The organism is Streptomyces sp., assembly GCF_035645055.1.
Lineage (GTDB): Bacteria > Actinomycetota > Actinomycetes > Streptomycetales > Streptomycetaceae > Streptomyces.
On sequence record NZ_DASQNH010000023.1, the window covers coordinates 1 to 26,154 of the forward strand.

A 26,154-nucleotide genomic window follows, 5' to 3' on the forward strand; every position below is an offset into this window, starting at 1 on the left:
CCGTGGCCTGGACGGTGAGGGTGTCCACGCCGTCGTGGTCGGTGGTGCTCTGGCCGCCGGCGACCTGGATGCGGCCCCAGGGGTTGTCCGGGTTGGGCAGGTACTCGTCCTGGAAGACGGCCCAGATGTCGGCGGGGGTGACCTCGCCGCCCTCGGCGTCGGTCTTCGCCTGGATGATCCTGGAGAACTCGATCTGCATCCGGCGCGGCAGGTCCAGCTTGTGGTCGTTCTTCAGGACGTACGCGATACCGCCCTTGCCCGACTGCGAGTTGACCCGGATGACCGCCTCGTAGGAGCGGCCGACGTCCTTCGGGTCGATCGGCAGGTACGGCACGGCCCACTCGATGTCGTCGACGGTGACCCCCCTGGCCGCCGCGTCGGCCTCCATCGCGTCGAAGCCCTTCTTGATGGCGTCCTGGTGGGAGCCGGAGAAGGACGTGTAGACCAGGTCGCCCACGTACGGGTGGCGCGGGTGGACCTCCATCTGGTTGCAGTACTCCCACGTACGACGGATCTCGTCGATGTCGGAGAAGTCGATCTGCGGGTCGACGCCCTGCGAGAACAGGTTCATGCCCAGGGTGGCCAGGTCGACGTTGCCGGTGCGCTCGCCCTGCCCGAACAGGCAGCCCTCGACGCGGTCGGCGCCGGCCATCAGCGCCAGCTCGGCGGCGGCCACGGCCGTGCCCCGGTCGTTGTGCGGGTGCACGGACAGGCAGACGAACTCGCGGCGGGACAGGTTGCGGTGCATCCACTCGAAGCGGTCCGCGTGCGTGGACGGGGTGGAGCGCTCCACGGTGGCCGGCAGGTTCAGGATGATCTCGCGGTCCGGGCCGGGCTGCCAGACGTCCATGACGCCCTCGCAGACCTCCAGCGCGAAGTCCAGCTCGGTGTCGGTGAAGATCTCCGGGCTGTACTGGAAGCCGAACTCGGTCTCCGGGCCCAGCAGCTTCTCGGCGTACTCCATGACCAGCCGCGTGCCGTCCACGGCGATCTGCTTGATGTCGTCCCTCGAGCCCCGGAAGACGACCCGCCGGAAGACGGGCGCGGTGGCGTTGTACAGGTGCACGGTCGCGCGACGGGCGCCCTTGAGGGACTCCACCGTCCGCTCGATCAGATCCTCGCGGGCCTGGGTGAGGACGGAGATCGTCACGTCCTCCGGGATGGCGCCGGGCTCCTCGATGATCGAGCGCACGAAGTCGAAGTCGGTCTGCCCGGAGGCCGGGAAGCCGACCTCGATCTCCTTGTAGCCCATCTTGACCAGCAGATCGAACATGGCCCGCTTGCGTGCCGGGGACATGGGGTCGATCAGCGCCTGGTTGCCGTCGCGCAGATCGGTGGAGAGCCAGCGGGGGGCCTGGGTGATCCGCTGGTTCGGCCAGGTGCGGTCCGGAATGTCGACCTGCTCGTAGCGGCCGTACTTGTGGATCGGCATGGAACTGGGCTGCTGGCGATTGGCCATGATGCGGGGGCTCCTAGGGGTGTCCGGCGAGGACGGCCGACGGCAACGCGAAGCTCCGCGGGGAGGGAGTCGACCTGGACTACAGGCCCTCGCCGCGGCAGCTAAGAAGAAGCAGCCCGAAACGCATGATGCGCAGCATGCTACCGAGCGCTTCCGGGACACGCCGGTCCGTTTCAGTATGCGGGACCGCCCCTCCCGCAGGGTCCCGGGGAACCCTGCGACAAACCCCACAAAACGGACAGCTGCCTAGCATGGACAAACCGCTCCGCGCGCCCCGCATCCCCAGATTTCACCGATCATGATTGCATCTCGTGACAAGATGCTCACACAGTGCGATCGTGCGGTCATGACCGCCGTCTTCTGCACCGTCGTCCCGCCCCACCTCCTCGACAAGCTGGCCCAGGCCGACAACCCCGCCGTCGCCGACCACGCCCGCCGCACCCTGATGCGCGACAGCGAGCTGCGTGGCCGCCGCCGGGTCACCACCGAGTTCCGTCTCGCCGCCGCGCCGCGGGCCAAGGCCCCCTCCGACCAGCCACTGCGCACGATCTACGACGCCGGCCACCGGACGGAGCTGCCCGGCACCAAGGTCCGCGGCGAGGGCGACGAGCCGGGCCGGGACGCCACGGTCAACCGCGCCTACGCCGGCCTCGGCGCCACCTTCGAGCTGTTCCTCAAGATCTACGGCCGCCACTCGATCGACGGCGACGGCCTGCCCCTGGACGCCACGGTCCACTACGACGAGAACTACGGCAACGCCTTCTGGAACGGCGAGCAGATGGTGTTCGGCGACGGCGACGGCGAGGTCTTCCTCGACTTCACCCTCCCGATCGACGTCATCGGCCATGAACTCGCCCACGGCGTCACCCAGTACACGGCGAACCTCACCTATTACGGCCAGCCGGGCGCCCTCAACGAGTCGATGTCCGACGTCTTCGGCTCGCTGATCAAGCAGTACACGCTCGGCCAGACCGCCGGCGAGGCCGACTGGCTGATCGGCGCGGGACTGCTCGCACCGGGCGTCACCGGGGTGGCGCTGCGCTCGATGAAGGCTCCCGGCACCGCGTACGACGACGACGTCCTCGGCAAGGACCCGCAGCCCGCGACGATGGAGGACTACGTCCGCACCGGCCGCGACAACGGCGGTGTGCACATCAACTCGGGGATCCCCAACCGCGCGTTCCACCTGGCGGCCACCGCCCTCGGCGGTTACGCCTGGGAGAAGGCGGGCCAGATCTGGTACGACGTCCTGACCGGCGGCGAGCTGTCCGAGCGGGCCCGGTTCACCGACTTCGCCACGCTCACCGTCAAGGCCGCGCGGGAGCGGTACGGCGACGGCGGCGACGAGCACGAGGCGGTCCGCAAGGCCTGGGGTCAGGTCGGGGTGCGCACCCTGTGACTTCCGGCGGTTCCGTACTAGACAGGGACCCATGCGAATTCAGGTGAGACGCACGGGCGGCTTCGCGGGCATCGAGCGGCACGCCGAGATCGACACCTCGGGCCGCCCCGACGCCGCCGAGTGGCGGGCCCTGGCCGAGCGGGCGCTGGCCGCCGGGCAGGGCACCCGCCCGGCGGGTGTGCCGGACGGCTTCGGCTACGAGATCACGGTGGACGGCCGGACGGTCTACGCGAGCGACCCCCGGCTGCCGGACGACCTGCGGGCGCTGGTCACGCGCGTCCTCAAGGAGGGCGCGTGACCAGGGCGACGACCCCGACAGCCCCGACGCCCCCGATACCCCGGTTCCCCCCGGGGTTCCTGTGGGGCGTGTCGACCTCGGCCCACCAGATCGAGGGGGCCGTCGCGGAGCGCGAGCCGTCCGTGTGGGACGCGTTCACCGCCGAGCCGGGGCGGGTGCGGGACGGCTCGACGGCGGCGGTGGCCTGCGACCACTTCCACCGCCACCGCGAGGACGTCGCCCTCCTCGCCGGCCTCGGCGTGGACGCGTACCGCTTCTCGGTCTCCTGGCCGCGCGTGCGGACCCGGCAGGGCCTGGACTTCTACGACCGTCTCGTGGACGACCTGTGCGCGGCGGGCGTCCGCCCGGTCCCGACGCTGTTCCACTGGGACCTGCCGCTCGGCATGGACTGGCTGGAACGGGACACGGCCACCCGCTTCGCCGAGTACGTCTCGGCCGTCGCCGCCCGCCTCGGCGACCGCGTCACGACATGGATCACCCTCAACGAGCCCGCCGAGCACACCCTGCTCGGTCACGCCCTCGGCATCCACGCCCCGGGGCGGCGGCTGCTGTTCGACGCGCTGCCGGTCGCCCACCACCAGCTGCTCGCCCACGGGCTCGCGGTCCGCGCCCTGCGCGCGGCCGGCGCCGCGGGCATCGGGATCGCCAACTCGCACGGACCGGTGTGGGCCGCGTCCGAGGACGGCGCGGACGTGGCCGCGGCGGACTTCTACGACGTCCTGCTGAACCGCCTGTTCGCCGACCCCCTCCTGCTCGGCGCCTATCCCGCCGGGCTCGGCGAGCTGATGCCGGGAGACGTCGACGCCGACCTGAAGGTGATCGCCGAGCCGGTCGACTGGTACGGCGTCAACTACTACGCGCCGACCAGGGTGGGCGCCCCGCAGGACACCGGATCCGACATCGGCGGGGTGCGGATGCCCGCCGGACTCCCCTTCTCGGTCCGGGAGATCGAGGGGCACCCGCTGACCGACTTCGGCTGGCCGGTGGTCCCGGAGGGGCTGACCGAGGTGCTGACCGGCTTCCGGGACCGCTACGGCGCCCGGCTCCCGCCGGTGATCATCACCGAGAACGGCTGCTCGTACGACGGGCTCGACGACCGGGACCGCATCGCCTACCTCGACGGCCACATCCGGGCCCTGCACCGGGCGATCACGGCGGGCGTGGACGTACGCGGCTACTTCGTGTGGTCTTTGCTCGACAACTTCGAGTGGGCGGAGGGGTACGCCCGCCGCTTCGGGCTGGTCCACGTGGACTACGAGACCCTGACCCGCACCCCCAAGGCGTCGTACCGCTGGTTCCGTGAGGTGCTGAGGGCGCAGCGGTGAGACTCAGAAGCCCAGCTTGCGCAGCTGCTTCGGGTCCCGCTGCCAGTCCTTCGCGACCTTCACGTGCAGATCCAGGAAGACCGGCGTGCCGAGCAGGGCCTCGATCTGCTTGCGGGACTTGATGCCGACCTCCTTCAGGCGCTTGCCCTTGGGGCCGATGATGATGCCCTTCTGGCTGGGGCGCTCGATGTAGACGTTGGCATGGATGTCCAGCAGGGGCTTGTCGGCGGGTCGGTCCTCGCGGGGCAGCATCTCCTCGACGACCACCGCGATGGAGTGCGGCAGCTCGTCGCGGACGCCTTCCAGGGCCGCCTCGCGGATCAGCTCCGCGATCATGACCTGCTCGGGCTCGTCGGTGAGGTCGCCCTCGGGGTAGAGGGGGGGACCCTCGGGCAGCATCGGGATCAGCAGGTCCGCCAGCAGGTCCACCTGCTTGTTCGCGGTCGCCGACACCGGGACGATCTGCGCCCACTCGATGCCCAGCTCCTTGCCCAGCTGGTCGATCGCGATCAACTGCTCGGCGAGGGACTTGGAGTCGACGAGGTCCGTCTTCGTGACGATGGCGACCTTCGGGGACTTCTTGATCCCCGCCAGCTCCTTCGCGATGAAGCGGTCACCGGGGCCGATCTTCTCGTTCGCCGGCAGACAGAAACCGATGACGTCGACCTCGGCCCAGGTGGTCCGTACGACGTCGTTCAGCCGTTCGCCCAGCAGCGTGCGCGGCTTGTGGAGACCGGGGGTGTCCACCAGGATCAGCTGGGCGTCCGGACGGTGCACGATTCCTCGTACGGTGTGCCGGGTCGTCTGCGGCTGGTCGGCGGTGATCGCCACCTTCTGCCCGACCAGAGCGTTCGTGAGGGTGGACTTGCCCGCGTTGGGGCGACCCACGAAGCACGCGAAACCGGCCCGGTGGAGTTCCTCGGCCGGCTGTTCGGATGACTGGCTGCGAACGCTCATGGCGCCCATTGTCCCTGATCGACGAGCCACCGCCGCACAGCCGGCCGCGCAGGCCCCTCCGCGTGAGCTTCCGGAAACCCTCACGCAACGAAACGTCACGGAAACACCGCCGTGCGCCACCGGAAACGCGCACCCGTGAACCTCTGACGCAACCCGCATCCGTTGGAGACCACGTGACGACCGTGCCCCTTGCCGCAGACCGCGTCGACACCGGCGACACCGCCTGGCTGCTCGCCGCCACCGCCCTCGTCCTGCTGATGACGCCGGGCCTGGCCCTCTTCTACGGCGGCATGGTCCGCACGAAGAGCGTCCTCAACATGCTGATGATGAGCTTCGTCTCGATCGCCCTGGTCACCGTGGTCTGGCTGGCGGCCGGCTACTCCCTCGCGTTCGGCGAGGACACCGCGGGCGGGCTGATCGGCGGTCTCGACCACCTCGGCATGGCGGACCTGGGCCCGGACAGCGTGCGGGGCACCGTCCCCACCCTGCTCTTCGCCACCTTCCAGCTCACCTTCGCGGTCATCACCGCGGCCCTGATCAGCGGCGCGATCGCCGACCGGGCGAAGTTCGGGGCGTGGCTGGTGTTCGTGCCCGTCTGGACGCTGCTCGTATACGTTCCGGTCGCCCACTGGACGTGGGGCCCCGGCGGCTGGATCCTCGACCGGCTCGGAGCGCTGGACTTCGCGGGCGGGCTGCCCGTCGAGATCACCTCCGGCGCGTCCGGTCTGGCCCTGTGCCTGGTGCTCGGCCCGCGGCTGGGCTTCAAGAAGGAATCCATGCGCCCGCACAACCTGCCCATGGTCATGCTCGGCGCCGGTCTGCTGTGGTTCGGCTGGTTCGGCTTCAACGCGGGGTCGGCGCTCGGCGCGAACGGCCTCGCCGCCGCCGCGTTCCTCAACACCCTCGCCGCCGGCTGCACCGGCCTGCTGGGCTGGCTCTTCGTGGAGCAGAAGCGGGACGGTCACGCGACGACCCTGGGCGCGGCCTCCGGCGTGGTGGCGGGTCTGGTGGCGATCACGCCGTCCTGCGGGTCGGTGTCCCTGCTCGGGGCGCTGGCCGTGGGCCTGGCCGCCGGTGTCGTCTGCTCCTACGCGGTGAGCTGGAAGTTCAGGCTGAACTACGACGACTCCCTGGACGTCGTCGGCGTGCACCTGGTCGGCGGGGTCATCGGCACCCTGCTGATCGGTGTCTTCGCGGTGGAGTCGATGACCGGTGGCGCCGAGGGTCTGCTGTACGGCGGCGGACTCGGGCAGCTGGGCAGGCAGCTGGTGGCCGTGGCCGCCGTGGGGGCGTACGCCTTCCTGGTGACGTACGGCATCGGGAAGCTCATCGACAAGGCGCTGGGCTTCCGGGCGAGCGAGGAGCAGGAGCACACCGGCCTGGACCTTACGGTGCACGCCGAGACCGCCTACGATCACGGGGTCCCGGGCGGCCACGGCGGCCCGGTCACCTCCTCCCCCGTCTCCCTTGCGCAGAAGGTCAAGCCGCAGGCATGAAGCTCATCACCGCGATCGTCAAGCCGTACCGCCTCGACGAGGTCAAGACCGCTCTCCAGGAGCTGGGTGTGCACGGGATGACCGTGAGCGAGGCCAGCGGCTACGGCCGTCAGCGCGGCCACACCGAGGTCTACCGGGGCGCCGAGTACCAGGTCGACCTGGTGCCGAAGGTCCGTATCGAGGTGGTCGTGGAGGACGCCGACCGCGACGCCGTCATCGACGCGATCGTGAAGGCCGCGCAGACCGGGAAGATCGGTGACGGCAAGGTGTGGGCGCTGCCGGTGGAGACCGTCGTCCGGGTGCGTACGGGCGAGCGCGGGCCGGACGCTCTGTAGCCGTCCGGCGCTCGCGCGTCAGCCGAAGACGAAGGGGCCCGGCGCCTGCGGCAGTCGCCGGTGATGGTCGCCGGTCCGGGTGTCACGGCCGCGGCGGCCGGCGCGAGGGCCGGTCCGGTGACCGCGAGGGTCCCGGCCGTCAGCGCGGCCGCCCCCGCGGTGCGTGTCCTTCCCATGGCCTCGGGCTCCCTGCCGCCGTGTGCGGGTGCCCCGGGGGGTGTCAGCCCGCCGTCACCGTGGCGCGGACCTCCCCGTCCGGCCCGGCCACCAGTACCGGAGTCTCCGGGCCGCCCAGGTCCCGGACGGCCGCCCGGTCCGCGTCGGACACCGACTCCGCTTCCGTCACGACGGCCGCGGCCTCCAGCGACTTGGCCCCGGACGCCACCGCCATCGCCACCGCCGTCCGCAGGGCACTCAGCTTCAGCGAGTCCAGGTCCACGGTCCCGGCGGCATACGTGCGCCCCGTCTCGTCGCGTACGGCTGCCCCCTCGGGCACACCGTTGCGGGCCCGCGCGGAACGGGCCAGCGTGACGATCTTGCGGTCCTCGGGGTCGAGCGCGCTGATGTCGGTCATGGCTTGAGGATACGTATCCGTACGACGATCAGCCCGCCACGGGGTACATCGCCCCGCGCCGGCCCTCCGGCGAGGCCAGCCACTCCAGCTTGGCCGCGGTGTTCGCCTCGTCCAGCGGGGTGTGCAGCACGATGGTCAGATCGGGCCGGGCCGGGACCTTCATCGCCGTGGACTCCACGACCAGCAGACCGACCACCGGGTGGTCCAGCTCCTTGCGGATCTGCCCGGCGTCCTCGATGTCCCGCTCCTCCCACAGCCGGGTGAACTCGGGGCTGGCCTCCTTCACTCGCGCCAGCACCTCCTGGAACCCCTCGTCGTCGGGGCAGGCCGAGCAGGCGGCCCGGAACTGGGCGACGACCGTGCGCGCGTTGCGCTCCCAACTGCGGGAGCGGGAGCGGTACATGGGGTCGGTGAAGAAGTCGACGACGCAGTTCTGCGTCTGGCCGGGACCCATGCCGAGCACCGTCGCGGCGGCCTCGTTGTACATGACGCAGTTGTAGTACATGTCCATGATGTGCGCCGGATACGGCATCCAGGTGTCGATCAGCCGCCGCAGCCCGTCGCACCGGTCCCGCTTCTCCGGGGCGACTTCGGGCGGGGGCGGGTTGAGTCCGGCGAGGACGTAGAGGTGCCGGCGTTCGGCGTTGCTCAGCCGCAGCACCCGGGCCACCGCGTCGAGGACCTGGGGCGAGACGGAGATGTCCCGGCCCTGCTCCAGCCACTGGTACCAGGAGGCGCCCACGCCGGCGAGCACGGCGACCTCCTCGCGCCGCAGTCCGGGCGTACGGCGCCGGGCGCCGCCGTCCGGCAGGCCGGCCTCGGCCGGGGTCACCCGGGCCCGACGGCTCATCAGGAACTCCCGCAGCTCACGCCGCCGATGCCTGTTCAACGCGTCCACCGACACGTACGAATCCCCCTCGTCCCCCTGGCCGTTGCTGGTGGTGCCACCACCACCATAAGCACCGACTCCCCAGCGGTATTCCGATCACCGCAGGCTCATGCACATGGCGATCGACACCACACCGTCCACCAGTCCGTCCACCGGTCCGTCCACCGGTCCGTCCGCCGGCCAAGCAGCCGGCCAAGCAGCCGGCAGCGCACGGCTGTCGGCACGTGACAGACTCATCCTTTTCGTGCTCTGCGCGGCCCAGTTCATGGTCGCGCTCGACTTCTCCGTGCTGAACGTGGCCCTGCCGGTGCTCGGCGCCGATCTGGGCATGAGCCCGTCCGCGCTGCAGTGGGCGGTGACCGCGTTCGCGCTGCCGTCCGGCGGATTCCTGCTGTTGTTCGGCCGGATCGGCGACCTGTACGGCCGCAGAAAGCTGTTCCTCACCGGCCTCGCCCTGTTCGCCGCGGCCTCGGTGCTCGCCACCGTCGCCTGGAACCCCGCGTCCTTCCTGGCCGGGAGGGCGATGCAGGGACTGGGCGCGGCGATGATCGTGCCGGCCGGCATGTCCCTGCTGACGACCACCTTCGCGGAGGGCCCGGCCCGCGACCGCGCCCTCGGCATCTCCGGCACCCTGATGTCGCTGGGCTTCACCATCGGCATGGTGGCGGGCGGCGTGCTGACCGATCTGCTCGGCTGGCGCTCCACGATGGGCCTGCTCGCCCTGTGCGCCCTCGTCGTACTGCCGCTGGCGCCCGCCCTGCTGCCGGAGTCCCGCACCCCGGAGCGGCCCCGCCTGGACGTGCCCGGCGCGGTCACCGTCACCGGCGGTCTGCTCGCCCTGATCTACGCCCTGACGACGGCCGCCGAGCACGGCTTCGGCGGCGCGGACGTCCTGACGAGCCTGGTCGCGGGGCTGGTCCTGCTCACCGCGTTCGTGATCGTCGAGTCCCGCGCCGACGCACCGCTGGTCTCCCTGCCCATGCTGCGCCGCCGCACCGTCGCCTGGGGGAACCTGGGCGGCCTGGTCACCTTCTCGATGATGTCGACGGTCGTCTTCGTGCTGACCCTGTACCTCCAGGAGGTCCTGCGGCTGTCCGCCTTCGAGACCGGGCTGGTCTTCGGTGTGCAGGGCGTGCTGTCGGTGGTGGCGGGCTCGTACACCCCGAAGGTGATCGCCCGCCTCGGGGCCCGCCGCACCCTGGTCGTCTCCCTCGCCGGGCAGGGCGTGCTGGTCGCCGCGCTGCTCGGCCTGGGCGACGGCGGCTGGTCCGTGTGGCTCGCCACGGCCGCCGTCTCCCTGGCGAGCATGTGCCACCTGGGCGCGATCATCTCCTACGGCCTCACCGTGACCTCCGGGGTCCCCGACCGGGAGCAGGGCCTGGCCACCGGCCTGGTCACCTCCACCCAGCAGGTCGGCCTCACCGTCGGCATCCCGCTGCTGGGCGTGCTCGCCACGACCGGGGACGACCTGCTCTCCGGGGTCCGCACGGTGATCGCGCTGGACGCGGGGATCGTGCTGGTGGCGGCGGTGCTGACGGGGCTGGGGCTGCGCGCGGGCTCGCGCAGGACAGGGCCGGACGGCGGACCCGCAGTGGAACAGGCAACGCCTGCGAAGGACGGCGTCTGATGAGTGTGCGAGCGAAATCCGCTGTGGCGTGCGCCTCGGTTCTCCCGCCGGCCCTGGGCACGACGTCCGCCCACAGCCTGCCGGCTGACGATCCGTCCCCACAGGAGCTCTTCGAGAAGGCGGCTCCGGCCATGGTGCACATCCTGGGGGAGGCCGGTGGCACAGGCACCGGGTTCGTCTACAACGCCGTCGAAGGACACATCCTCACCAACGCCCGTGTCGTCGACGGGGAATCCGTGCTGAAGGCCGCCGACACGGTGACCGCCATCGGCTGTCCACAATCCTTCGTGGACGATCCGGTCTCGGGCGAAGTGGTCGGCAACAACACCCTCGGCGACACCGAGGTCGAGGGGCAGTCCTGCTCGATCACCAGCGACCACGCCCGGAGTCTTCTCGACGGGCTGGGCGCGGGCGACATGAAGAACTCCCCGGGCTGGGCGGTCGACTCCCTGGAGAATCCGGCGCTCAGCGATCACTTCCAGGAGGAGGACGTCCAGTTCAGCGTGGCCAGACGCAGCCGGGCGGTGCGCGGCAAGCCCGCCACGACCAGGTCGTACGAGTCCTCGACCAGCTCCCGGACCAGGCGGTCCGGGAGTTCGGCGTCGGCGGTGACCGTGTTCCAGTGACGCTTGTTCATGTGCCGGCCGGGGACGATCAGGCCCGGGTACGCGGTGCGCAGCCGGAGGGCGTCGTCCGGGTCGCACTTGAGGTTGACCTTCAGGGGCCGCGCGTCCAGGGCGGTGAGCGCGAAGAGCTTGCCGTGCACCTTGAAGACCGAGGTCTCCGGGTTGAACGGGAAGTCCTCGACGGCCGCGTTGAACGACAGGCACAGGGCGCGCAGCTCCTGAGGGGTCACTCCGGCTTCTCCTCCTCGGCCGCCTCGGCCGGGGGCACCGGCTCGACCAGCACCGTGACGATCTTGTTCCGGCGGCCGGCGGCGGCCTCCGCGGTCAGCCGCAGCTCGCGGCCGTCGGGCAGCGGCACCACGGCGGACGCCCCGGCGATCGGGACCCGGCCGAGCGCCTTGGCCAGCAGGCCGCCGACGGTCTCCACGTCCTCGTCGTCGTACTCGTCGAGGCCGTACAGCTCGCCGAGGTCCGTGATGTCGAGGCGGGCGGTGACCCGGTGGCGGTCCTCGCCCAGCTCCTCCACGGGCGGCAGTTCCCGGTCGTACTCGTCGGTGATCTCGCCGACGATCTCCTCCAGGATGTCCTCGATGGTGACGACGCCGGCCGTGCCGCCGTACTCGTCGATGACGACGGCGACGTGGTTGCGTTCCTTCTGCATCTCCCGCAGGAGGTCGCCCGCGTTCTTGGTGTCGGGGACGAAGAACGCCGGCCGCATCGCCGTGGACACCAGCTCGCTCTCCGCGTCCCGGTTGATGTGCGTCTTGCGGGCCAGGTCCTTGAGGTAGACGATCCCGACGATGTCGTCCTCGCTCTCGCCGGTCACCGGGATCCGGGAGAAGCCGGAGCGCAGGGCGAGGGTGAGGGCCTGGCGGATGGTCTTGAAGCGCTCGATGACGACGAGGTCGGTGCGCGGCACCATCACCTCGCGCACCAGGGTGTCGCCCAGCTCGAAGACCGAGTGCACCATGCGGCGCTCCTCGTCCTCGATCAGCGACTCCCGCTCCGCGTAGTCGACCAGCGCCCGCAGCTCCGCCTCGGAGGCGAACGGGCCGTGCCGGAAGCCCTTGCCGGGGGTGAGCGCGTTGCCGATGAGGATCAGCAGCCACGGGATCGGGCCCATCACCCGGGCCAGCGGCAGCAGGACGTACGCCGCCGCGGTCGCCGTGTGCACGGGGTGCTGGCGGCCGATGGTGCGGGGCGAGACCCCGACGGCGACGTACGACAGCAGGACCGTCACCGCGATGGCGATGACCAGGGCCTGGGTGACGCTGTCGAACTCGCGCAGGCACCCGTAGGTGATCAGCGCGGCGGCGGCCATCTCGCAGGCGACCCGGACCAGCAGCGCCACGTTGAGGTAGCGGGTGGGGTCGGCGGCGACCTGGGCGAGCTTGTCGCTGCCGCGCCGCCCGGAGCGTACGGCTTCCTCGGCGCGGAAGCTGGAGACGCGGGCCAGGCCCGCCTCGGCGCAGGCGGCGAGCCAGGCCACGATCACCAGGGCGATCGCGCCGGAGACGAGCGGGAGGCTCATGACACGGTCGGGGCCGGGGACGGGCCGGTCAGGCCCTTCTCCGCACGCCAGCCGTCCACGATGGCGGCCTGAAGGCCGAACATCTCGGCCTTCTCGTCGGGTTCCTCGTGGTCATAGCCGAGCAGGTGCAGCACTCCGTGGACGGTGAGCAGCTGGAGCTCCTCGTCCATGGAGTGCTGGGTGGGCGCCTCGGCGCCCTGCCGGGCGGCGACCTCGGGGCACAGCACGATGTCGCCGAGGAGGCCCTGCGGGGGCTCGTCGTCGTCCTTCGACGGCGGACGCAGTTCGTCCATCGGGAAGGACATGACGTCCGTGGGCCCCGGCAGGTCCATCCACTGGATGTGCAGCTGCTCCATGGCATCGGCGTCCACGACGATCACCGAGAGTTCGGAGAGCGGGTGGATGCGCATCCTCGCGAGCGCGTAGCGGGCGATGTCGAGGATCGCCTGCTCGTCGACCTCGGTTCCGGATTCGTTGTTGACGTCGATCGACATGGTCGTGCTGGTCTACTTCCCCTTGGAGCCCTTGGCGGCGGAGGCGGCGGACTTGCCACGGCTCTTGTGCCCGCCGTTCTCCGTGCCGTGCTTGCTGTCGTACTGCTCGTACGCGTCGACGATACGGCCCACCAGCTTGTGCCGGACGACGTCGTGCGAGGACAGCCGGGAGAAGTGGACGTCCTCGACGCCCTCCAGGATGTCCTGGACCTGACGGAGACCGGACTTGGTGCCGTCGGGCAGGTCGACCTGGGTCACATCACCCGTGATCACGATCTTCGAGTCGAAGCCGAGGCGGGTGAGGAACATCTTCATCTGCTCGGGGCTCGTGTTCTGGGCCTCGTCCAGGATGATGAAGGCGTCGTTGAGGGTACGGCCGCGCATGTACGCCAGCGGCGCGACCTCGATCGTCCCGGCCGCCATCAGACGGGGGATGGAGTCGGGGTCGAGCATGTCGTGCAGCGCGTCGTAGAGCGGGCGCAGATAGGGGTCGATCTTCTCGTAGAGCGTGCCCGGCAGGAAGCCCAGGCGCTCGCCGGCCTCCACCGCGGGGCGGGTCAGGATGATGCGGTTGACCTGCTTGGACTGCAGGGCCTGCACCGCCTTCGCCATCGCCAGATACGTCTTGCCGGTACCGGCCGGGCCGATGCCGAAGACGATCGTGTGCTTGTCGATCGCGTCGACGTACCGCTTCTGGTTGAGCGTCTTGGGGCGGATCGTACGGCCACGCGAGGACAGGATGTTCTGCGTCAGCACCTGGGCCGGGGTCTCCAGGCCGTCGCTCTCCCCGTTCTCGCTCGCCTTGAGCATGGCGATCGAGCGTTCCACTGCGTCCTCCGTCATCGGCTGCCCGGTGCGGAGCACCAGCATCATCTCGTCGAACACGCGGGAAATCAGGGCGACATCTCGGGAGTCGCCGACCGCGCTGATCTCATTGCCCCGGACGTGGATGTCGGCCGCCGGGAAGGCCTTCTCGATCACGCGCAGCAGGGCGTCGCCGGATCCCAGCACGGTCACCATGGGGTGCTGGGCGGGGACGGTGAACTGTGCTCTCGCCTGCCCCTGCGCGGGGGTGTGAGCTGTGGGTGTCTGAGTCATGGGCCGGCGCTGAAGGCCTGCGGTTCCTCCTCATCACGGCCGCGTAGCTGAGGGCGGCCTCGCGATTCCAAGGGTACGACGCCGCGCTGACCCAGCCGTAGGGCTTTTCGAACGGTCTCCTGGGCAAATCGCCGGGCGGGCTGGATTCATGCCGCCCGGCACCGGAAGGTGACCGCACTCTCACGCCGGTCTGCGGAACCCGATGGTCGGCACCGCCCGGCGCAGCGGCCACGGGCGGGCGCACTGCTCCGGGACCAGGTCGGCGAGGAACGCGTACCGCTCCAGTGCGGCGGGGTCCTGACCGTCGAGGGAGCGGACCTCGCGCCACCACGTGGCGATCTCGGACCAGCCGGGCGCGGAGAGGGAACCGCCGAACTCCTGGACGGAGAGGGCGGCGGTCAGCCCGGCGAAGGCGAGGCGGTCGGCGAGCCGCCAGCCGGCGAGGGTGCCGGCGACGAATCCGGCCACGAAGACGTCTCCGGCGCCGGTCGGATCCAGCGCCTCGACCTCGATGGCGGGGACCTCGGCGGTCTCGCCGGTGCGCCGGTCCACGGCGTACGCGCCCTCCGCGCCGAGGGTGACGACGGCCAGCGGCACGAACGCGGTCAGCGCGTGCGCGGCGGCGCGCGGGCAGGTCGCGCCGGTGTAGCGCATCGCCTCCTCGGCGTTGGGCAGGAAGGCCTCGCAGTGCGCGAGGTCGGGCAGCCCGGCCAGATCCCAGGCGCCGGTGTCGTCCCAGCCGACGTCGGCGAAGATCCGGGTGCCGTGCGCGGCGGCCTGAGCGACCCAGGGCGCGGAGGTGCCGGGCACCAGCGACGCCACGGCGGCACGCGCGCGCGGCGGGCAGTCGGGGGCCGGTTCCTCCGGGGGCGGCTCGTGGCCGTGGGACACCATCGTGCGTTCGCCCTCGTACGCCATGGAGACGGTGACCGGGGAGTGCCATCCGGGGACCCGGCGGGAGGCGGTGAGGTCGATGCCCTCGCCCTGCTCCAGCGCGTCCCAGCAGTAGTCGCCGTAGTGGTCGTCGCCGAAGGCGGCGGCGAGGGACGTGTGCAGGCCGAGCCGCGCCAGGGCCGTCGCCATGTTCGCCACGCCGCCCGGGCTGGACCCCATGCCGCGCGCCCAGGACTCGGTGCCGCGCACCGGCGCGGAGTCGAGGCCGGTGAAGATGATGTCGAGGAAGACCGTGCCGGTGAGATAGACGTCCCAGGGCGGGTCGCCGGCGGCGCGGAGCGCGGCGAGGGGGTCGACCTGGGCCGCGCGGCCCTTCCCGTGGGCCAGGGTCGACACGGCGGAGGCGGCGGACGCGTTCACGGTGCACTCCCTGAACGTGGTGCGGTTCAGGCCAGTGTGCACCACGGCACGGACAGCGCACTCGCGCTCACCCTGGGACTACTCGACCAAGTCAAGTGCCCCGCGCTCTCCCCCTCCCCCCTACCAGCGGGGCGTGCGCGGTGCCTCCCGCCCCGGCTCCGCGCCCCCTATCGCCGCCGCGTCGTCCCGGTCCCGCAGCGCGCCGTCGTCGCGCGCCCAGCGCGCGTGCAGGAAGGCCGGCCGGTCGCGGTCCAGCTCCACGCCGAGGCCGGCCGGGCCGGACGCCGGCTCCCCGCGCACATGGGCGCCCCGGCAAGGCGCTGCCGGCCGAACGCCCCGACGACCCGCTCCCGCAGGAGCCGTACCGGGCCCTGACGCCCGCACCCGCACCACCCGGGAGTCCCTGGCCGCCGACCTCGCCGAGGTGCGGGCGCGGACACTCGATCGACCGGGAGGAAGGCGTGCCCGGGATCGCCGGGTTCGGGTTCGCGCTGCGGTACGACTCCCCCGCCCAGGACACGATCAGGCTCGGTGCCGGTGGCCGGGCCGGCGCCGGAGCACGAGGAGCGGATCGTGGCCGTGATGCGCGAGACCGGGATGAAGATCGAGGCGACGGCACCGGCGGCCGGGGGTGCGGCGCACTGGCGCTGGGGGACGTCCGCGCGGTCGCCCGTTCACCTGCGGAACCGGGCGTGTCTACCCGCTTTCCCCAACCCCAAACCAGACAGTGACTCGGATCACACCCCCCGCGCTTCTTCGGGTCACGCGTGCTTGATACAAATTGCCCGCGCGCTCGTTCCTGTCCGTCGACGGCCTGCGCCCCTCCCCCCTTTCTGAGCTTCTTCCGCATGCCCCGGGAACGCCCGTGTCCTCCCCCCGCACCACCCTGCCCTGGCCCCTCGTCGCCCTGTTCGCGGCCGGGTACCTCGCGCCGTACCTGCTGCCGACGACCGTCGGCCGCCTGGACGCGGGCCTGCCGCTGACCGCCACTCAGGCGGGCGCCGCCGGCAGCGCGCTGCTCCTCGGTTCGGCGTCGGCGGGCTTCCTGCTGGCCGCCCGGGTGGAGCGGTTCGGGGCCCGGCCGCTGGCCCGCGCCGGGCTCGCCGTCACCGCCCTCGGTTACGGCGGCGCCGCGCTCACCACCACCGTCCCCGCTGTCGTCGCGGGTGCGGTGCTCGGCGGGTTCGGCTCGGGCACGGTCACCGCGGTCGCCGCGTCCGGCATCGCCGCCCAGCGGGACCCGCACCGCGCCTCCACGGCCGGCCTGCTCGGCGTCTCCGCGCTGGCGGGCGCGCTGTATCTGACGGTCCCGCACCTCGGCCCCGGGCACGGGCTGCCGCTCGCCGCGATCGCGCTGACCGCCCTGGCCGTATGGCCGCTGACCGGCAGGCTGCCCGTACGGTCTCCGGCCGCTCCCGTCGTCCGGGAGGACCGGGCCCGGCTCCCCCACCTGCGCGCCGGGCTGCTCCTCGCCGCCGCCATGCCGTTCTGGTCGCTCGCCCAGAACGCCCTGTGGGGCGTCAGCGGCCGGATCGGGCTGACCCAGGCGCACCTGACCGAGGCGGCCGTCGGCGTCGTCTTCGCCGTCGCCCTCGGCGCGGGGCTGCTGGGAGTGCTCGGCGCCGGGGCGCTCGGGGCGCGGCTCGGGCCGGCGGTGCCGATCGGCGCCGGGACCGTGCTGATCGCCGGGTGCATCGCGCTCAGCGCCTCCGCGACCACCCTGCCCGTCTTCGCGGCGGGCGAGATCGCCTGGAACGCCTTGTACCCGGTGGTGCTGTCGTACGTCATCGGCCTGGCCGCCTCCCTCGACCCGCGCGGGCGCTGGGCGGTGCTGGTCGGCTCGGCGTCCTCGCTGGGCACGGCGGCGGGCCCGCTGACCGGCAGCCTGCTGTCGGAGCGTGCGGGCTTCCCGGGCATGGGGCTGGTGCTGGCCGCCGGGCTGCTCGTGGTCGCCGTCCCGATGACGGCGGTGGCCGTGCGCGCGGGCCGGCGGCGGACCGCGGCGGCGGGCATCCGGGTCGTGGAGATCCGGGCCGAGGCCCCGGTCGTGGAGATCCCGGTCGTGGAGATCCCCGTGGACACCCCCGCCGTCCCCGCCGAGCGGGCCGCCTACGACACGGCGGGACCCCGGCAGGCGACGGCCGCGCCGGGGCCCGGCTGAGACCCGCGGTCTACGCGAAGTCGTAGGCCGCCACCTCGGCGAGGTAGCGCGCCCGCCGCTCCTCGTCGTCCTCCAGGAAGGAGGCGAGGAAGGAGTTGCGGGCCAGTTCCCGCAGCCGTTCGTCGGTCAGGCCGAGTGCGCGGCGCACGGCGTCGAAGTTGTCGCCCGCGTAGCCGCCGAAGTAGGCCGGGTCGTCCGAGTTGACCGTGCACAGCAGCCCGGCGTCGAGCATCGCGGGCAGCGGATGGTCGGCCAGGGTGTCCACCGCGCGCAGCCGGACGTTGGACAGCGGGCACAGGGTGAGCGGGATCCGCTCCCGCACCAGCCGCTCGACCAGCGCGGGGTCCTCCATGCAGCGCAGGCCGTGGTCGACGCGCTCGACGCCGAGCAGGTCCAGGGACTCGGTGATGTACTCCGGCGGCCCCTCCTCGCCCGCGTGCGCGACGCGGCGCAGCCCGAGCGCGGCGGCGGCCTCGTAGACCTCGCGGAACTTCACCGGCGGATGCCCGACCTCGGCGGAGTCCAGTCCGATGCCGGTGATCCGGTCCAGGTACGGCTTGGCCAGCTCCAGGGTGGCGAGGGCCGACTCGGCCGACTCGTCGCGCAGGAAGCACATGATGAGCCTGGTGGAGACCCCGTGGTCGGCCTCGCTGCGGGCGAGCGCCCGCCACAGGCCCTCGACGACCGTGCCCATCGCCACGCCCCGGGCGAGATGGGCCTGCGGGTCGAAGAAGATCTCCGCGTGCCGGACGCCCTGCGCGGCGGCGCGGGCGAGGTAGGCGTCGGCCAGGTCCTCGAAGTCACGCTCGGTGCACAGGACGGCCATCAGCTCGTAGTACAGGTCCAGGAAGGACTGGAGGTCCTCGAAGCGGTACGCCTCGCGCAACGCGTCCGTGGTCGCGTACGGCAGCGTCACCCCGTTGCGGGCGGCCAGCTCGAACGCCAGCTCCGGCTCCAGCGTGCCTTCGATGTGCAGGTGCAGTTCTGCTTTGGGGAGGGGCATCAGGGAATCGTACGCCCCGGTCACCTGCGTTTCGGGAGCGGTACGCGCAGCAGGTCGTACGCCACCGTCAGCTCGCCCTCGAACCCGGCGGCCCGCGCCTGGCGCTCGAACTCCTCGGGGTCGGTGTAGCGCTGGCTGAAGTGGGTCAGGACGAGATGGCGCACGTCACTTGCCCTGGCGACCCGCGCGGCCTGGCCGGCGGTCAGATGGCCGTGCTCGACGGCGAGATGCTCGTCCTCGTCGAGGAAGGTCGACTCGATCACGAGCATGTCGCAGCCGTCCGCCAGCGCGTACACCCCGTCGCACAGCCGGGTGTCCATGACGAACGCGAACCGCTGCCCGCGGCGCACCACGCTGACGTCCGCCAGGGTGACCCCGCCGAGCGCGCCCTCCCGCTGGATGCGGCCGACGTCCGGGCCGGTGATGCCGTGTCCGGCCAGCAGCTCGGGCAGCATCCGGCGCCCGTCCGGCTCGACCAGCCGGTAGCCGTACGACTCGACGGGGTGGGACAGTCTGCGGGCCTCCAGAGCGTAGGAGGGGGTGCGGGCGAGCGTGCCGTCCGCGTCGACCGGCGCCTCGGTCAGCCGGACCGTCTCCCGGTAGGCGGTGGCGTACCGCAGCCGGTCGAAGAAGCGCTGCCCGGAGCGCGGGTAGTGCGCGGTGACCGGGTGCGGCACCTGGTCCAGGTTGATCCGCTGGATCACGCCCGGCAGGCCCAGCGAGTGGTCCCCGTGGAAGTGCGTGACGCAGATCCGGTGGAGGTCGTGGGCGGCGACACCGGCGCGCAGCATCTGACGCTGGGTGCCCTCGCCCGGGTCGAAGAGGATGCCCTCGCCGTCCCAGCGCAGCAGATAGCCGTTGTGGTTGCGGTGCCGGGTCGGGACCTGGCTGGCGGTGCCCAGGACCACCAATTCACGGACGGACACGATGCTGTGCCGCCTACCCGGGAGGCCACTCGAGGCCACGGCCGCCGAGCACGTGCGCGTGGGCGTGCCAGACGGTCTGGCCGGCGCCGCTGCCGGTGTTGAAGACGATGCGGTAGCTGTCCAGCTTCTCGTCGTCGGCGACCGCCTGGGTCTCCCGCAGCACGTCGGCGGCGACGTCCGGGGCACCGGCGGCGAGTTCGGCGGCGTTCGCGTAGTGCGCCTTGGGGATGACCAGGACGTGGGTGGGCGCCTTGGGGTTGATGTCCCGGAAGGCGACGGTCGTGTCGGACTCGCGGACGATCGTCGCCGGGATCTGGCCCGCGACGATCTTGCAGAACAGGCAGTCGTCCTGCGGTTCCCCTGACATTGTCCCTCCGGGGGTTGGGTGGTTGATCGTCTGCGGGGGCATCGTATCGCCGCCGGGTGCCGGTGGTCCCTGGTTGATCGCGCAGTTCCCCGCGCCCCTCAGGCGGGTACGGGCACCCGAGTCCGCTCCGGCCGCGGGCCCGCCCAGCCCCCGCTCCGGTCACGGAACCGCGGGCGGCACCTTCGCCGGGGTCGACTCCAGGGCCTCCAGGGCCAGGCGGATCGCCTCGTCCAACTGCGCGTCGCGGCCGGCCGCGTGGTCCTGGGGACGCTGGACGACCTCCACGTCCGGATCCACGCCGTGGTTCTCCACGCCCCAGCCGTAACCCTCCAGCCAGAACGCGTACTTGGGCTGGGTGACGAGCGTGCCGTCGACCAGCCGATAACGGCTGTCGATGCCGATGACGCCGCCCCAGGTGCGCGTGCCGACCACCGGCCCGAGCCCGAGCGCCTTGATCGCCGCGTTGACGATGTCCCCGTCGGACCCGGAGAACTCGTTGGCGACGGCCACGACGGGTCCGCGCGGCGCGTCCTCGGGATAGCTGTACGGCCGCATTCCGCGCGGCACGGCCCAGCCGACGATCCGCCGGGCCAGTTTCTCGACGACGAGCTGGGAGGTGTGCCCGCCCCGGTTCTCCCGGACGTCCACGATCAGCCCCTCACGAGCGACCTCCACCCGCAGGTCCCGGTGGATCTGCGCCCAGCCGGGCGCCTGCATGTCCGGCACGTGCAGATAGCCGAGCCGCCCGCCGGACCGCTCGCGCACGTACGCCCGCCGGCCGGCGACCCACGCGTGGTACCGCAGCGGCTCCTCGTCGGCGACCGGCACGACCACGGTGTGCCGCACCTCGCCCCCGCCGGCCGGCGACACGGTCAGCTCCACGGGCTTGCCGGCCGTGCCGACGAGCAGCGGACCCGGCCCGGTCACCGGGTCCACCGGCTGCCCGCCGACGGCGACGATCGCGTCCCCGGCGCGCACCGCCACTCCGGGCGCGGCCAGCGGGGAGCGGGCCTCGGGGTCGGAGGTCTCGGAGGGCAGCACCCGGTCGATGCGCCAGGTGCCGTCCGGGTGCCGGGAGAGGTCCGCGCCGAGCAGCCCCTGCCGGACGCCGTGCCCGTGGCCGCCGCGCGGGATGACGTAGGCGTGCGAGGTGCCCAGTTCGCCCTGCACCTCCCACAGCAGGTCGACGAGGTCGTCGTGGGTGGCGACCCGGTCGACGACGGGCCGGTAGCGGTCGAGGACGCCTTCCCAGTCGACGCCGTTCATGTCCGGCCGCCAGAAGTGGTCGCGCATGATCCGGCCGGTCTCGTCGAACATCTGCCGCCACTCGGCGGCCGGGTCGATCGTCTGGCGGACCCGGGACAGGTCGACGGTGACGTTGGTGTCGCTGTCGTCGTCACCGGACGCGCGCCGGTCGCTGGGTACGACCTTCAGCCGTCCGTCGGTCCACAGCAGCACCCGCTTGCCGTCGCCGCTGACCTCGAAGTGGTCGGCGTCGGCGGCGAGGTGTTCCAGGCGCTGCTGGGCGAGGTCGTAGCGCTCCAGCTCGCTGTGCGGGGCGGGGTCGTCCGGGGTGGCCCGGGAGACGCCGAGGACGCCCTGCACGGGGTGGCGCAGCCACAGCACGCCGTCCTTGGCGGCGCGCAGGCTGGAGTACCGGCCGGCCTCCACCGGGAACGCGACGATCCGGTCGGCCAGCCCGTCGAGGTCGATCCGGGTGGCCGGGGTGCCCTCGCTGTCCGGGGTCTCGTCCTTGTCCGGCGCCTCGAAGGGCCGCCCGTGCCGCTGCGGCCCGAACGGGGAGGGCGTGGTCGCGGCCAGGGTGATCAGATGCGGCCGGTCGCCGGTGACGAACGCGAGGTCGAAGACGTGCTCGTCGTAGACCGGGTCGAAGGAGCGGGTGGAGAGGAACGCGAGGTGCTTGCCGTCGTGGGTGAAGGCGGGCGCGTAGTCCTGGAAGCGGAGCGGGGTCGCCTCGGTGACCGTCAGATCGGTGGTGTGGGCCAGCCTGATCTGGCAGAGCGGGCTGGGGCCGGGGTGCGACCAGGCCAGCCACGCCGAGTCCGGCGAGAACGCCAGGCCGGAGGCGTCGCCGTGCTCGCTGCGGTCGACCTCGCGGACGTCGCCGGTCTCCCGCTCCACGAGCAGCACCCGCCCGTCGTGCGTGGCGACCGCCGCCCGGCTGCCGTCGGGGGCCATCGCGAGGTCCAGCACCCGGCCGAGCCGGCCGGCGGCGAGCCGGCGCGGGGTGGCGCCGGGCGCGAGGCCGGTGGCGGGCGCGAACTCCAGGGCGTCCTCGCCCTCGGCGTCCGTCACCCATACCGCCCACTCCTCACCCTCCACCCGGAAGGTGCGCGGCAGCCGGGCCCGGACGCCGGGTGTGGCGGCGAGGGCGCGAGCGGGGCCGGAGCGGTGGGTGACCCAGTGCACGGTGCCGCGCACCGCGACCGCGCTGGCGCGCGCGGTGTGGTCGGGCGCGGCGGCGCCGAACCAGCGGGCGGCGTCGACCTGAAAGGGCTGGCGGTCGGTGCGCTGGCCGCCGAGCCGGATGTCGAGGCGGCGGGGCTCGGCGCCGTCGAGGTCGTCCAGGACCCACAGTTCACCGGCGGAGGAGTAGACGACGCGGGTGGCGTCGCCGGCCGCGTGCCGGGCGTAGAAGCCGTCGAGGGGCGTGTGGCGGCGCAGGTCGGAGCCGTCGGCGAGGGAGGAGTAGAGCGCTCCGGTCCCCTCGTGGTCGGAGAGGAACGCGATCCTCTCCCCGACCCAGAACGGGTACTCGATGTTCCCGTCCAGCTCCTCGTGGAGCCGTACGAATTCACCGCCACCGTCGCGGTCGATCCACAACTTGCCCGCCGTACCGCCCCGGTACCGCTTCCACCAGGCGGCCTCACGGCCCATCGGCGCCGACAGCAGCACCGTGTGCGGGCCGTGGGCGACACCGCCGACGGGGCCGTACGGCAGCCGGGTGGCCGGGCCGCCGTCCAGCGGGACCGCGTGCGCCCAGCTGCGGCGCGAGGACGCCTGGCCGTGGGCGGTGAGGGCGAGGACCTGGCCGTCGGCGGTCCAGCCGCCCACCTGGGTGCGCCAACTCCCCCAGTGGGTGAGCCGTCGGGACGGGCCGCCGTCGACCGGCGCGATGTGCACCTCGGGTGCGCCGTCACGCGTGGAGGTCCAGGCGACGGTGGTGCCGTCGGGCGAGATGCGCGGCAGGGTCACCGGCACGTTGTCGGCGCTGACCCGCCAGGCCCGACCGCCGTCGAGCGGGGCGAGCCACACGTCGTCCTCGGCGGTGAAGGCCACCAACTCGCCGTGCGGATGCGGAAATCGGAGATACCCCGGCGTGGACTGTGTCACCCGATCACCCTATGCAGGGGCGGCCTCCCTGAACAGCGGTTCCGATCACTTCCCTTGGGGCCAGCACTGGGGATCGCGCTGGCACCAGAGGGTCTTGGTGACGGTCACCGTGACCTCCGGGCCGGGCTGGCCGCCGGGCGGCTGGTTCACGGGCGGCGTGCTCGGGGCGTCGCAGTCGCCGAGGCCCTGGACGCGGAACCACTCCTTGCCGTCGACCTTCGCGACGATGTCACCGCGGATGCACCGGCCGTTGACCGCGCGCGTCACCTTGCCGTCGACGGTGATCTCCTTGCCGTCGGAGGTCTCGCCCTCGCAGTCCACGTCGGCGACGGGGTCCTCGCTCGCGGCCGGTGTCGAGCGGCCGTCGTCCCCGAAGCTCGCGGTGCAGGTCAGCCACCGCACGTCCGCCTTCTGCCGCTCCAGCTCCCGGGTCACCGTCTCGTCGGTGGTGTACGCCACCGTCGCCGAGCTGAGCCCGCCCGGCTCACACGCCACCACCCCGCCCACGGCCACCACCGCGAACGCCGCGACGCCGGTCATCCGCCGTCCCGGCCGATCCCAAATCCGCCTCAACACCCCCATGAAAGGGCATGCTGCCACCGTCTCGCGGGCCGCGGTAGAGCGCATACGGCCACGTGTGCCCGCCGAAATTCCGGCGCCCGAGCGGGGCTTGGCCCCTAGCCTGGCGTGATGCGCAAGAAGGGCAGCCCGCGACGGCTCGTGGTGGACGCGACGACCACCTACCTGTGGAGCGTCCGGCACCGGCACGGCGACGGGCGGCCGTGCGAGGAGGTGGTCAGCCTGCACCGGGACGGGACGTGCACGCGGATCGTCTTCCGGGAGGGGCCCGGCCGGCCGGTCGAGGGCGGCTACCAGCCCGGCGACTACGTGATCGACGAGCACGGCAACCACCTCAACCTGAACGAGCCGGGCAGCGTGCGCGCGCTCGTCGACGAGGCGGCCCGGCGCGGGCTGCCGCCCCGCGACCGGGAGCTGGACGGCTGGGAGCTGCTGCGGGCGATCGGCGCCGGCCGCCCGCGGTAGCCGTCGGGCGTCAGTCCCAGCGGCCGGTGCGGCCGAGGAGCAGGGCGGCGGCGGCCGTACCGGCGGTGGAGGTGCGCAGCACGGAGCGGCCGAGGACGCAGGCCTTGGCGCCGGCCTCCCGGAACAGCGCCAGCTCGTCGGAGGCGACGCCCCCTTCGGGGCCGACGACCAGCACGATCTCGCCCTCGGTGGGCAGTTCGGCGGTGGCCAGCGGCTCGCTGCCGTAGTCGAAGTCCGAGTGCAGTACGGCGGCGAAGTCGGCCTTCGCGAGCAGCGCGGCGACCTGCTTGGTCGACGCCAGGTCCGCCACCTCGGGGAAGCGGACCCGGCGGGACTGCTTGCCCGCCTCGCGGGCGGTGGCCCGCCACTTGGCGAGGGACTTCAGACCCCGGTCGCCCTTCCACTGGGTGATGCAGCGGGCGGCCTGCCACGGCACGATCGCGTCGACGCCGACCTCGGTCATGGTCTCGACGGCCAGTTCCCCGCGGTCGCCCTTGGGCAGGGCCTGGACGACGGTGATGCGGGGCTGCTCGGGGGGCTCCTCGGAGGAGGAGTCCAGCTGGACGATCAGCCGGTCCTTGCCCTCGGTGCCGAGCACCACGCAGTGCGCCCAGCGGCCCGCCCCGTCGGTGAGGATGACGTCCTCGCCGGGGCGCAGCCGCTTCACCGAGACGGCGTGCCGCCCCTCGGGGCCGTCCACGACGTAACGCCCGCCGCGCCCGGCGTCGAAGTGCTCGACCACGAACACCGGTGCCGTCATCGCGGGCCGCCTCCCGACGACGCGGTCCGCGCGGCCGCCAGTTCGGCCACCAGCACCTCCACCAGCTGCCCGGCGGGCAGCTCGCGGGCCATCCGGTGGCCCTGCCCGGCCCACAGCGCCATGCCCTGCGCGTCACCGGCCTTCGCGGCGGCCTTGCGCAGCGGCGAGGTGAGGTGGTGGATCTCCGGGTAGGCGGCGGGGGCGTACCGGCCGTGCTCGCGCATGAACCGGTTGACCAGGCCGCGCGCCGGGCGGCCGGAGAAGGCGCGGGTGAGTTCGGTGCGGCTGAACAGGGGGTTGGTCAGCGCCTGCTTGTGCACGGCCTGGGCGCCCGACTCGGGGGTGGCGAGGAAGGCGGTGCCGAGCTGGGCGGCGCTCGCGCCCGCGGCGAGGACGGCGGCGATCTGGCTGCCGCGCATGATGCCGCCGGCGGCGACCAGGGGCAGCCGTACCGCCTCGCGGACCTGGGCGATCAGGGAGAGCAGCCCGATGCCGGAGCCGTCGTTCTCGGGGATGTCCCGGTGGGTGCCCTGGTGTCCGCCGGCCTCCACGCCCTGCACGATCACCGCGTCCGCCCCCGCCTGCTCGACGGCGCGGGCCTCGTCGGCGGTGGTGGCGGTGACCAGCGTGAAGGTTCCGGCACGGCGCAGGGCGTCGAGGGCATCCCGGCTCGGCACGCCGAAGTGGAAGGAGACGACCGGCACCGGGTTGTCGAGCAGCACCGCGAGCTTGGCGTCGTACCCGTCGTCCCGGCCGTTGTCCGGGTCGCCCAGCTCGGTCTCGTACCAGGCGGCCTCGCCGGCCAGCTGATGGGCGTAGACGTCGACGGCGGCGGGCTCGGCGTAGTCCGGCTGCGGCATGAACAGGTTCACGCCGAAGGGGCGGCTCGTCAGCCCCCGCAGTTGCTTGATCTCCTGGTACATGCCGTCGGCCGTCTTGTACCCGGCGGCCAGGAATCCGAGCCCCCCGGCCTCGGAAACGGCGGCGGCGAGCTGGGGCACGGAGACGCCGCCCGCCATGGGGGCCTGCACGATCGGGTGGGGGAAGAGATCGGTCAGTGCGGAGGACATGACGGCATGGTGTCACGTCCTCCGAACAAGTCCGAATCCGGGCGCCG

General features: G+C 72.5%; 24 protein-coding genes and 2 pseudogenes. 9 read left to right on the plus strand and 17 right to left on the minus strand.

From position 1 onward, the window contains the following. Nucleotides 1-1,459, minus strand: a 1,459-nt coding sequence (leuA, locus tag VE614_RS07630; RefSeq protein WP_324933958.1) for a 2-isopropylmalate synthase, incomplete at its 3' end; no start/stop codon positions are given. Between the two features lie 346 nt (nt 1,460-1,805). Between leuA and VE614_RS07635 the strand changes: the two genes are divergently transcribed. From VE614_RS07635 to VE614_RS07645, 3 genes are read left to right on the plus strand one after another with little or no spacing between them, the layout of a single operon-like run. Continuing rightward, nucleotides 1,806-2,858, plus strand: coding sequence for a M4 family metallopeptidase (locus VE614_RS07635; protein WP_324933960.1), 1,053 nt, complete (start codon nt 1,806-1,808; stop codon nt 2,856-2,858). 31 nt (nt 2,859-2,889) lie between these two features. After that, on the plus strand, nt 2,890-3,156 hold the full coding sequence (locus tag VE614_RS07640) for a protealysin inhibitor emfourin (RefSeq protein WP_324933962.1): 267 nt from the start codon (nt 2,890-2,892) through the stop codon (nt 3,154-3,156). Then, on the plus strand, nt 3,153-4,481 hold the full coding sequence (locus VE614_RS07645) for a GH1 family beta-glucosidase (protein ID WP_324933963.1): 1,329 nt from the start codon (nt 3,153-3,155) through the stop codon (nt 4,479-4,481). Before VE614_RS07640 ends, VE614_RS07645 begins: the two co-directional genes overlap by 4 nt. A 3-nt stretch (nt 4,482-4,484) precedes the next feature. Here VE614_RS07645 and era read toward each other — a convergent pair whose 3' ends face one another. After that, nucleotides 4,485-5,438, minus strand: a complete 954-nt coding sequence (gene era, locus VE614_RS07650) for a GTPase Era (RefSeq protein ID WP_324933965.1) — start codon at nt 5,436-5,438, stop codon at nt 4,485-4,487. A 182-nt stretch (nt 5,439-5,620) separates the two neighbouring features. Between era and VE614_RS07655 the strand changes: the two genes are divergently transcribed. Together VE614_RS07655 and VE614_RS07660 are read left to right on the plus strand one after the other, a co-directional pair. Beyond that, a complete protein-coding gene (locus VE614_RS07655; protein WP_324934098.1) occupies nt 5,621-6,934 on the plus strand; it encodes an ammonium transporter in 1,314 nt (437 codons plus the stop codon). Then, nucleotides 6,931-7,269, plus strand: a complete 339-nt coding sequence (locus tag VE614_RS07660; RefSeq protein ID WP_324933967.1) for a P-II family nitrogen regulator — start codon at nt 6,931-6,933, stop codon at nt 7,267-7,269. Before VE614_RS07655 ends, VE614_RS07660 begins: the two co-directional genes overlap by 4 nt. A 220-nt stretch (nt 7,270-7,489) precedes the next feature. Here VE614_RS07660 and VE614_RS07665 read toward each other — a convergent pair whose 3' ends face one another. Both VE614_RS07665 and VE614_RS07670 read right to left on the minus strand, forming a co-directional pair. Next, the gene (locus tag VE614_RS07665; protein WP_324933969.1) at nt 7,490-7,843 is read right to left on the minus strand and encodes a cytidine deaminase; all 354 of its coding nucleotides are present in this window, start codon (nt 7,841-7,843) and stop codon (nt 7,490-7,492) included. A 28-nt stretch (nt 7,844-7,871) separates the two neighbouring features. Further along, entirely contained in the window at nt 7,872-8,693 is an 822-nt protein-coding gene (locus tag VE614_RS07670; RefSeq protein ID WP_324933971.1) for a helix-turn-helix transcriptional regulator, read from the minus strand. Between the two features lie 154 nt (nt 8,694-8,847). Between VE614_RS07670 and VE614_RS07675 the strand changes: the two genes are divergently transcribed. Continuing rightward, nucleotides 8,848-10,359, plus strand: coding sequence for an MFS transporter (locus tag VE614_RS07675; protein ID WP_324933973.1), 1,512 nt, complete (start codon nt 8,848-8,850; stop codon nt 10,357-10,359). 472 nt (nt 10,360-10,831) lie between these two features. On the opposite strand, the gene VE614_RS07680 is transcribed toward VE614_RS07675, so the two are convergent. From VE614_RS07680 to VE614_RS07705, 6 genes and pseudogenes are all read right to left on the minus strand, one after another. Continuing rightward, nucleotides 10,832-11,215, minus strand: a complete 384-nt coding sequence (locus tag VE614_RS07680) for an MmcQ/YjbR family DNA-binding protein (RefSeq protein ID WP_324933975.1) — start codon at nt 11,213-11,215, stop codon at nt 10,832-10,834. Further along, nucleotides 11,212-12,516, minus strand: a complete 1,305-nt coding sequence (locus tag VE614_RS07685; protein WP_324933977.1) for a hemolysin family protein — start codon at nt 12,514-12,516, stop codon at nt 11,212-11,214. The genes VE614_RS07680 and VE614_RS07685 overlap by 4 nt, the downstream gene beginning before the upstream one ends. Further along, nucleotides 12,513-13,010, minus strand: a complete 498-nt coding sequence (gene ybeY / locus VE614_RS07690; RefSeq protein ID WP_055489941.1) for an rRNA maturation RNase YbeY — start codon at nt 13,008-13,010, stop codon at nt 12,513-12,515. The genes VE614_RS07685 and ybeY overlap by 4 nt, the downstream gene beginning before the upstream one ends. Nucleotides 13,011-13,022: 12 nt before the next feature. Further along, nucleotides 13,023-14,108, minus strand: a complete 1,086-nt coding sequence (locus VE614_RS07695; RefSeq protein WP_324933980.1) for a PhoH family protein — start codon at nt 14,106-14,108, stop codon at nt 13,023-13,025. 180 nt (nt 14,109-14,288) lie between these two features. Continuing rightward, nucleotides 14,289-15,422, minus strand: a complete 1,134-nt coding sequence (locus tag VE614_RS07700) for a carbohydrate kinase family protein (protein WP_324933982.1) — start codon at nt 15,420-15,422, stop codon at nt 14,289-14,291. A gap of 120 nt (nt 15,423-15,542) precedes the next feature. After that, nucleotides 15,543-15,692: pseudogene (locus VE614_RS07705) on the minus strand (glucarate dehydratase); the annotation flags it as partial. Here VE614_RS07705 and VE614_RS07710 point away from each other — a divergent pair. Both VE614_RS07710 and VE614_RS07715 read left to right on the plus strand, forming a co-directional pair. Further along, nucleotides 15,654-16,070: pseudogene (locus VE614_RS07710) on the plus strand (IclR family transcriptional regulator domain-containing protein); the annotation flags it as partial. The pseudogenes VE614_RS07705 and VE614_RS07710 sit on opposite strands and share 39 nt — an antisense overlap. A gap of 217 nt (nt 16,071-16,287) precedes the next feature. Further along, nucleotides 16,288-17,583: an MFS transporter gene (locus tag VE614_RS07715; RefSeq protein ID WP_324933984.1), complete on the plus strand. Its 1,296-nt coding sequence runs from the start codon at nt 16,288-16,290 to the stop codon at nt 17,581-17,583. Nucleotides 17,584-17,593: 10 nt separating this feature from the next. Here the strand turns inward: VE614_RS07715 and VE614_RS07720 are convergent, their stop codons facing one another. The 5 genes from VE614_RS07720 to VE614_RS07740 all read right to left on the minus strand — a co-directional run bounded on the left by VE614_RS07720 (nt 17,594) and on the right by VE614_RS07740 (nt 23,773). After that, nucleotides 17,594-18,586 carry an adenosine deaminase gene (locus VE614_RS07720; protein WP_324933986.1) on the minus strand — a complete coding sequence of 331 codons (993 nt, stop codon included), beginning with the start codon at nt 18,584-18,586 and terminating at the stop codon, nt 17,594-17,596. 20 nt (nt 18,587-18,606) lie between these two features. Further along, complete coding sequence (locus VE614_RS07725) at nt 18,607-19,512, minus strand: ribonuclease Z (protein WP_324933988.1); 906 nt, start codon at nt 19,510-19,512, stop codon at nt 18,607-18,609. A gap of 13 nt (nt 19,513-19,525) precedes the next feature. Then, nucleotides 19,526-19,879: a histidine triad nucleotide-binding protein gene (locus VE614_RS07730; RefSeq protein ID WP_324933990.1), complete on the minus strand. Its 354-nt coding sequence runs from the start codon at nt 19,877-19,879 to the stop codon at nt 19,526-19,528. Nucleotides 19,880-20,038: 159 nt separating this feature from the next. Beyond that, nucleotides 20,039-23,233 carry a S41 family peptidase gene (locus VE614_RS07735; RefSeq protein ID WP_324933992.1) on the minus strand — a complete coding sequence of 1,065 codons (3,195 nt, stop codon included), beginning with the start codon at nt 23,231-23,233 and terminating at the stop codon, nt 20,039-20,041. A gap of 45 nt (nt 23,234-23,278) precedes the next feature. After that, nucleotides 23,279-23,773 (minus strand): hypothetical protein, encoded by a 495-nt coding sequence (locus tag VE614_RS07740; RefSeq protein WP_324933994.1) that lies wholly within the window; start codon nt 23,771-23,773, stop codon nt 23,279-23,281. A gap of 150 nt (nt 23,774-23,923) precedes the next feature. Between VE614_RS07740 and VE614_RS07745 the strand changes: the two genes are divergently transcribed. Continuing rightward, nucleotides 23,924-24,277 carry a hypothetical protein gene (locus tag VE614_RS07745; protein ID WP_324933996.1) on the plus strand — a complete coding sequence of 118 codons (354 nt, stop codon included), beginning with the start codon at nt 23,924-23,926 and terminating at the stop codon, nt 24,275-24,277. Nucleotides 24,278-24,287: 10 nt separating this feature from the next. Here VE614_RS07745 and VE614_RS07750 read toward each other — a convergent pair whose 3' ends face one another. Next, entirely contained in the window at nt 24,288-25,037 is a 750-nt protein-coding gene (locus VE614_RS07750) for a 16S rRNA (uracil(1498)-N(3))-methyltransferase (protein WP_324933998.1), read from the minus strand. Beyond that, nucleotides 25,034-26,107 (minus strand): nitronate monooxygenase, encoded by a 1,074-nt coding sequence (locus VE614_RS07755; RefSeq protein WP_324934000.1) that lies wholly within the window; start codon nt 26,105-26,107, stop codon nt 25,034-25,036. Before VE614_RS07755 ends, VE614_RS07750 begins: the two co-directional genes overlap by 4 nt. Nucleotides 26,108-26,154: the final 47 nt, after the last annotated feature.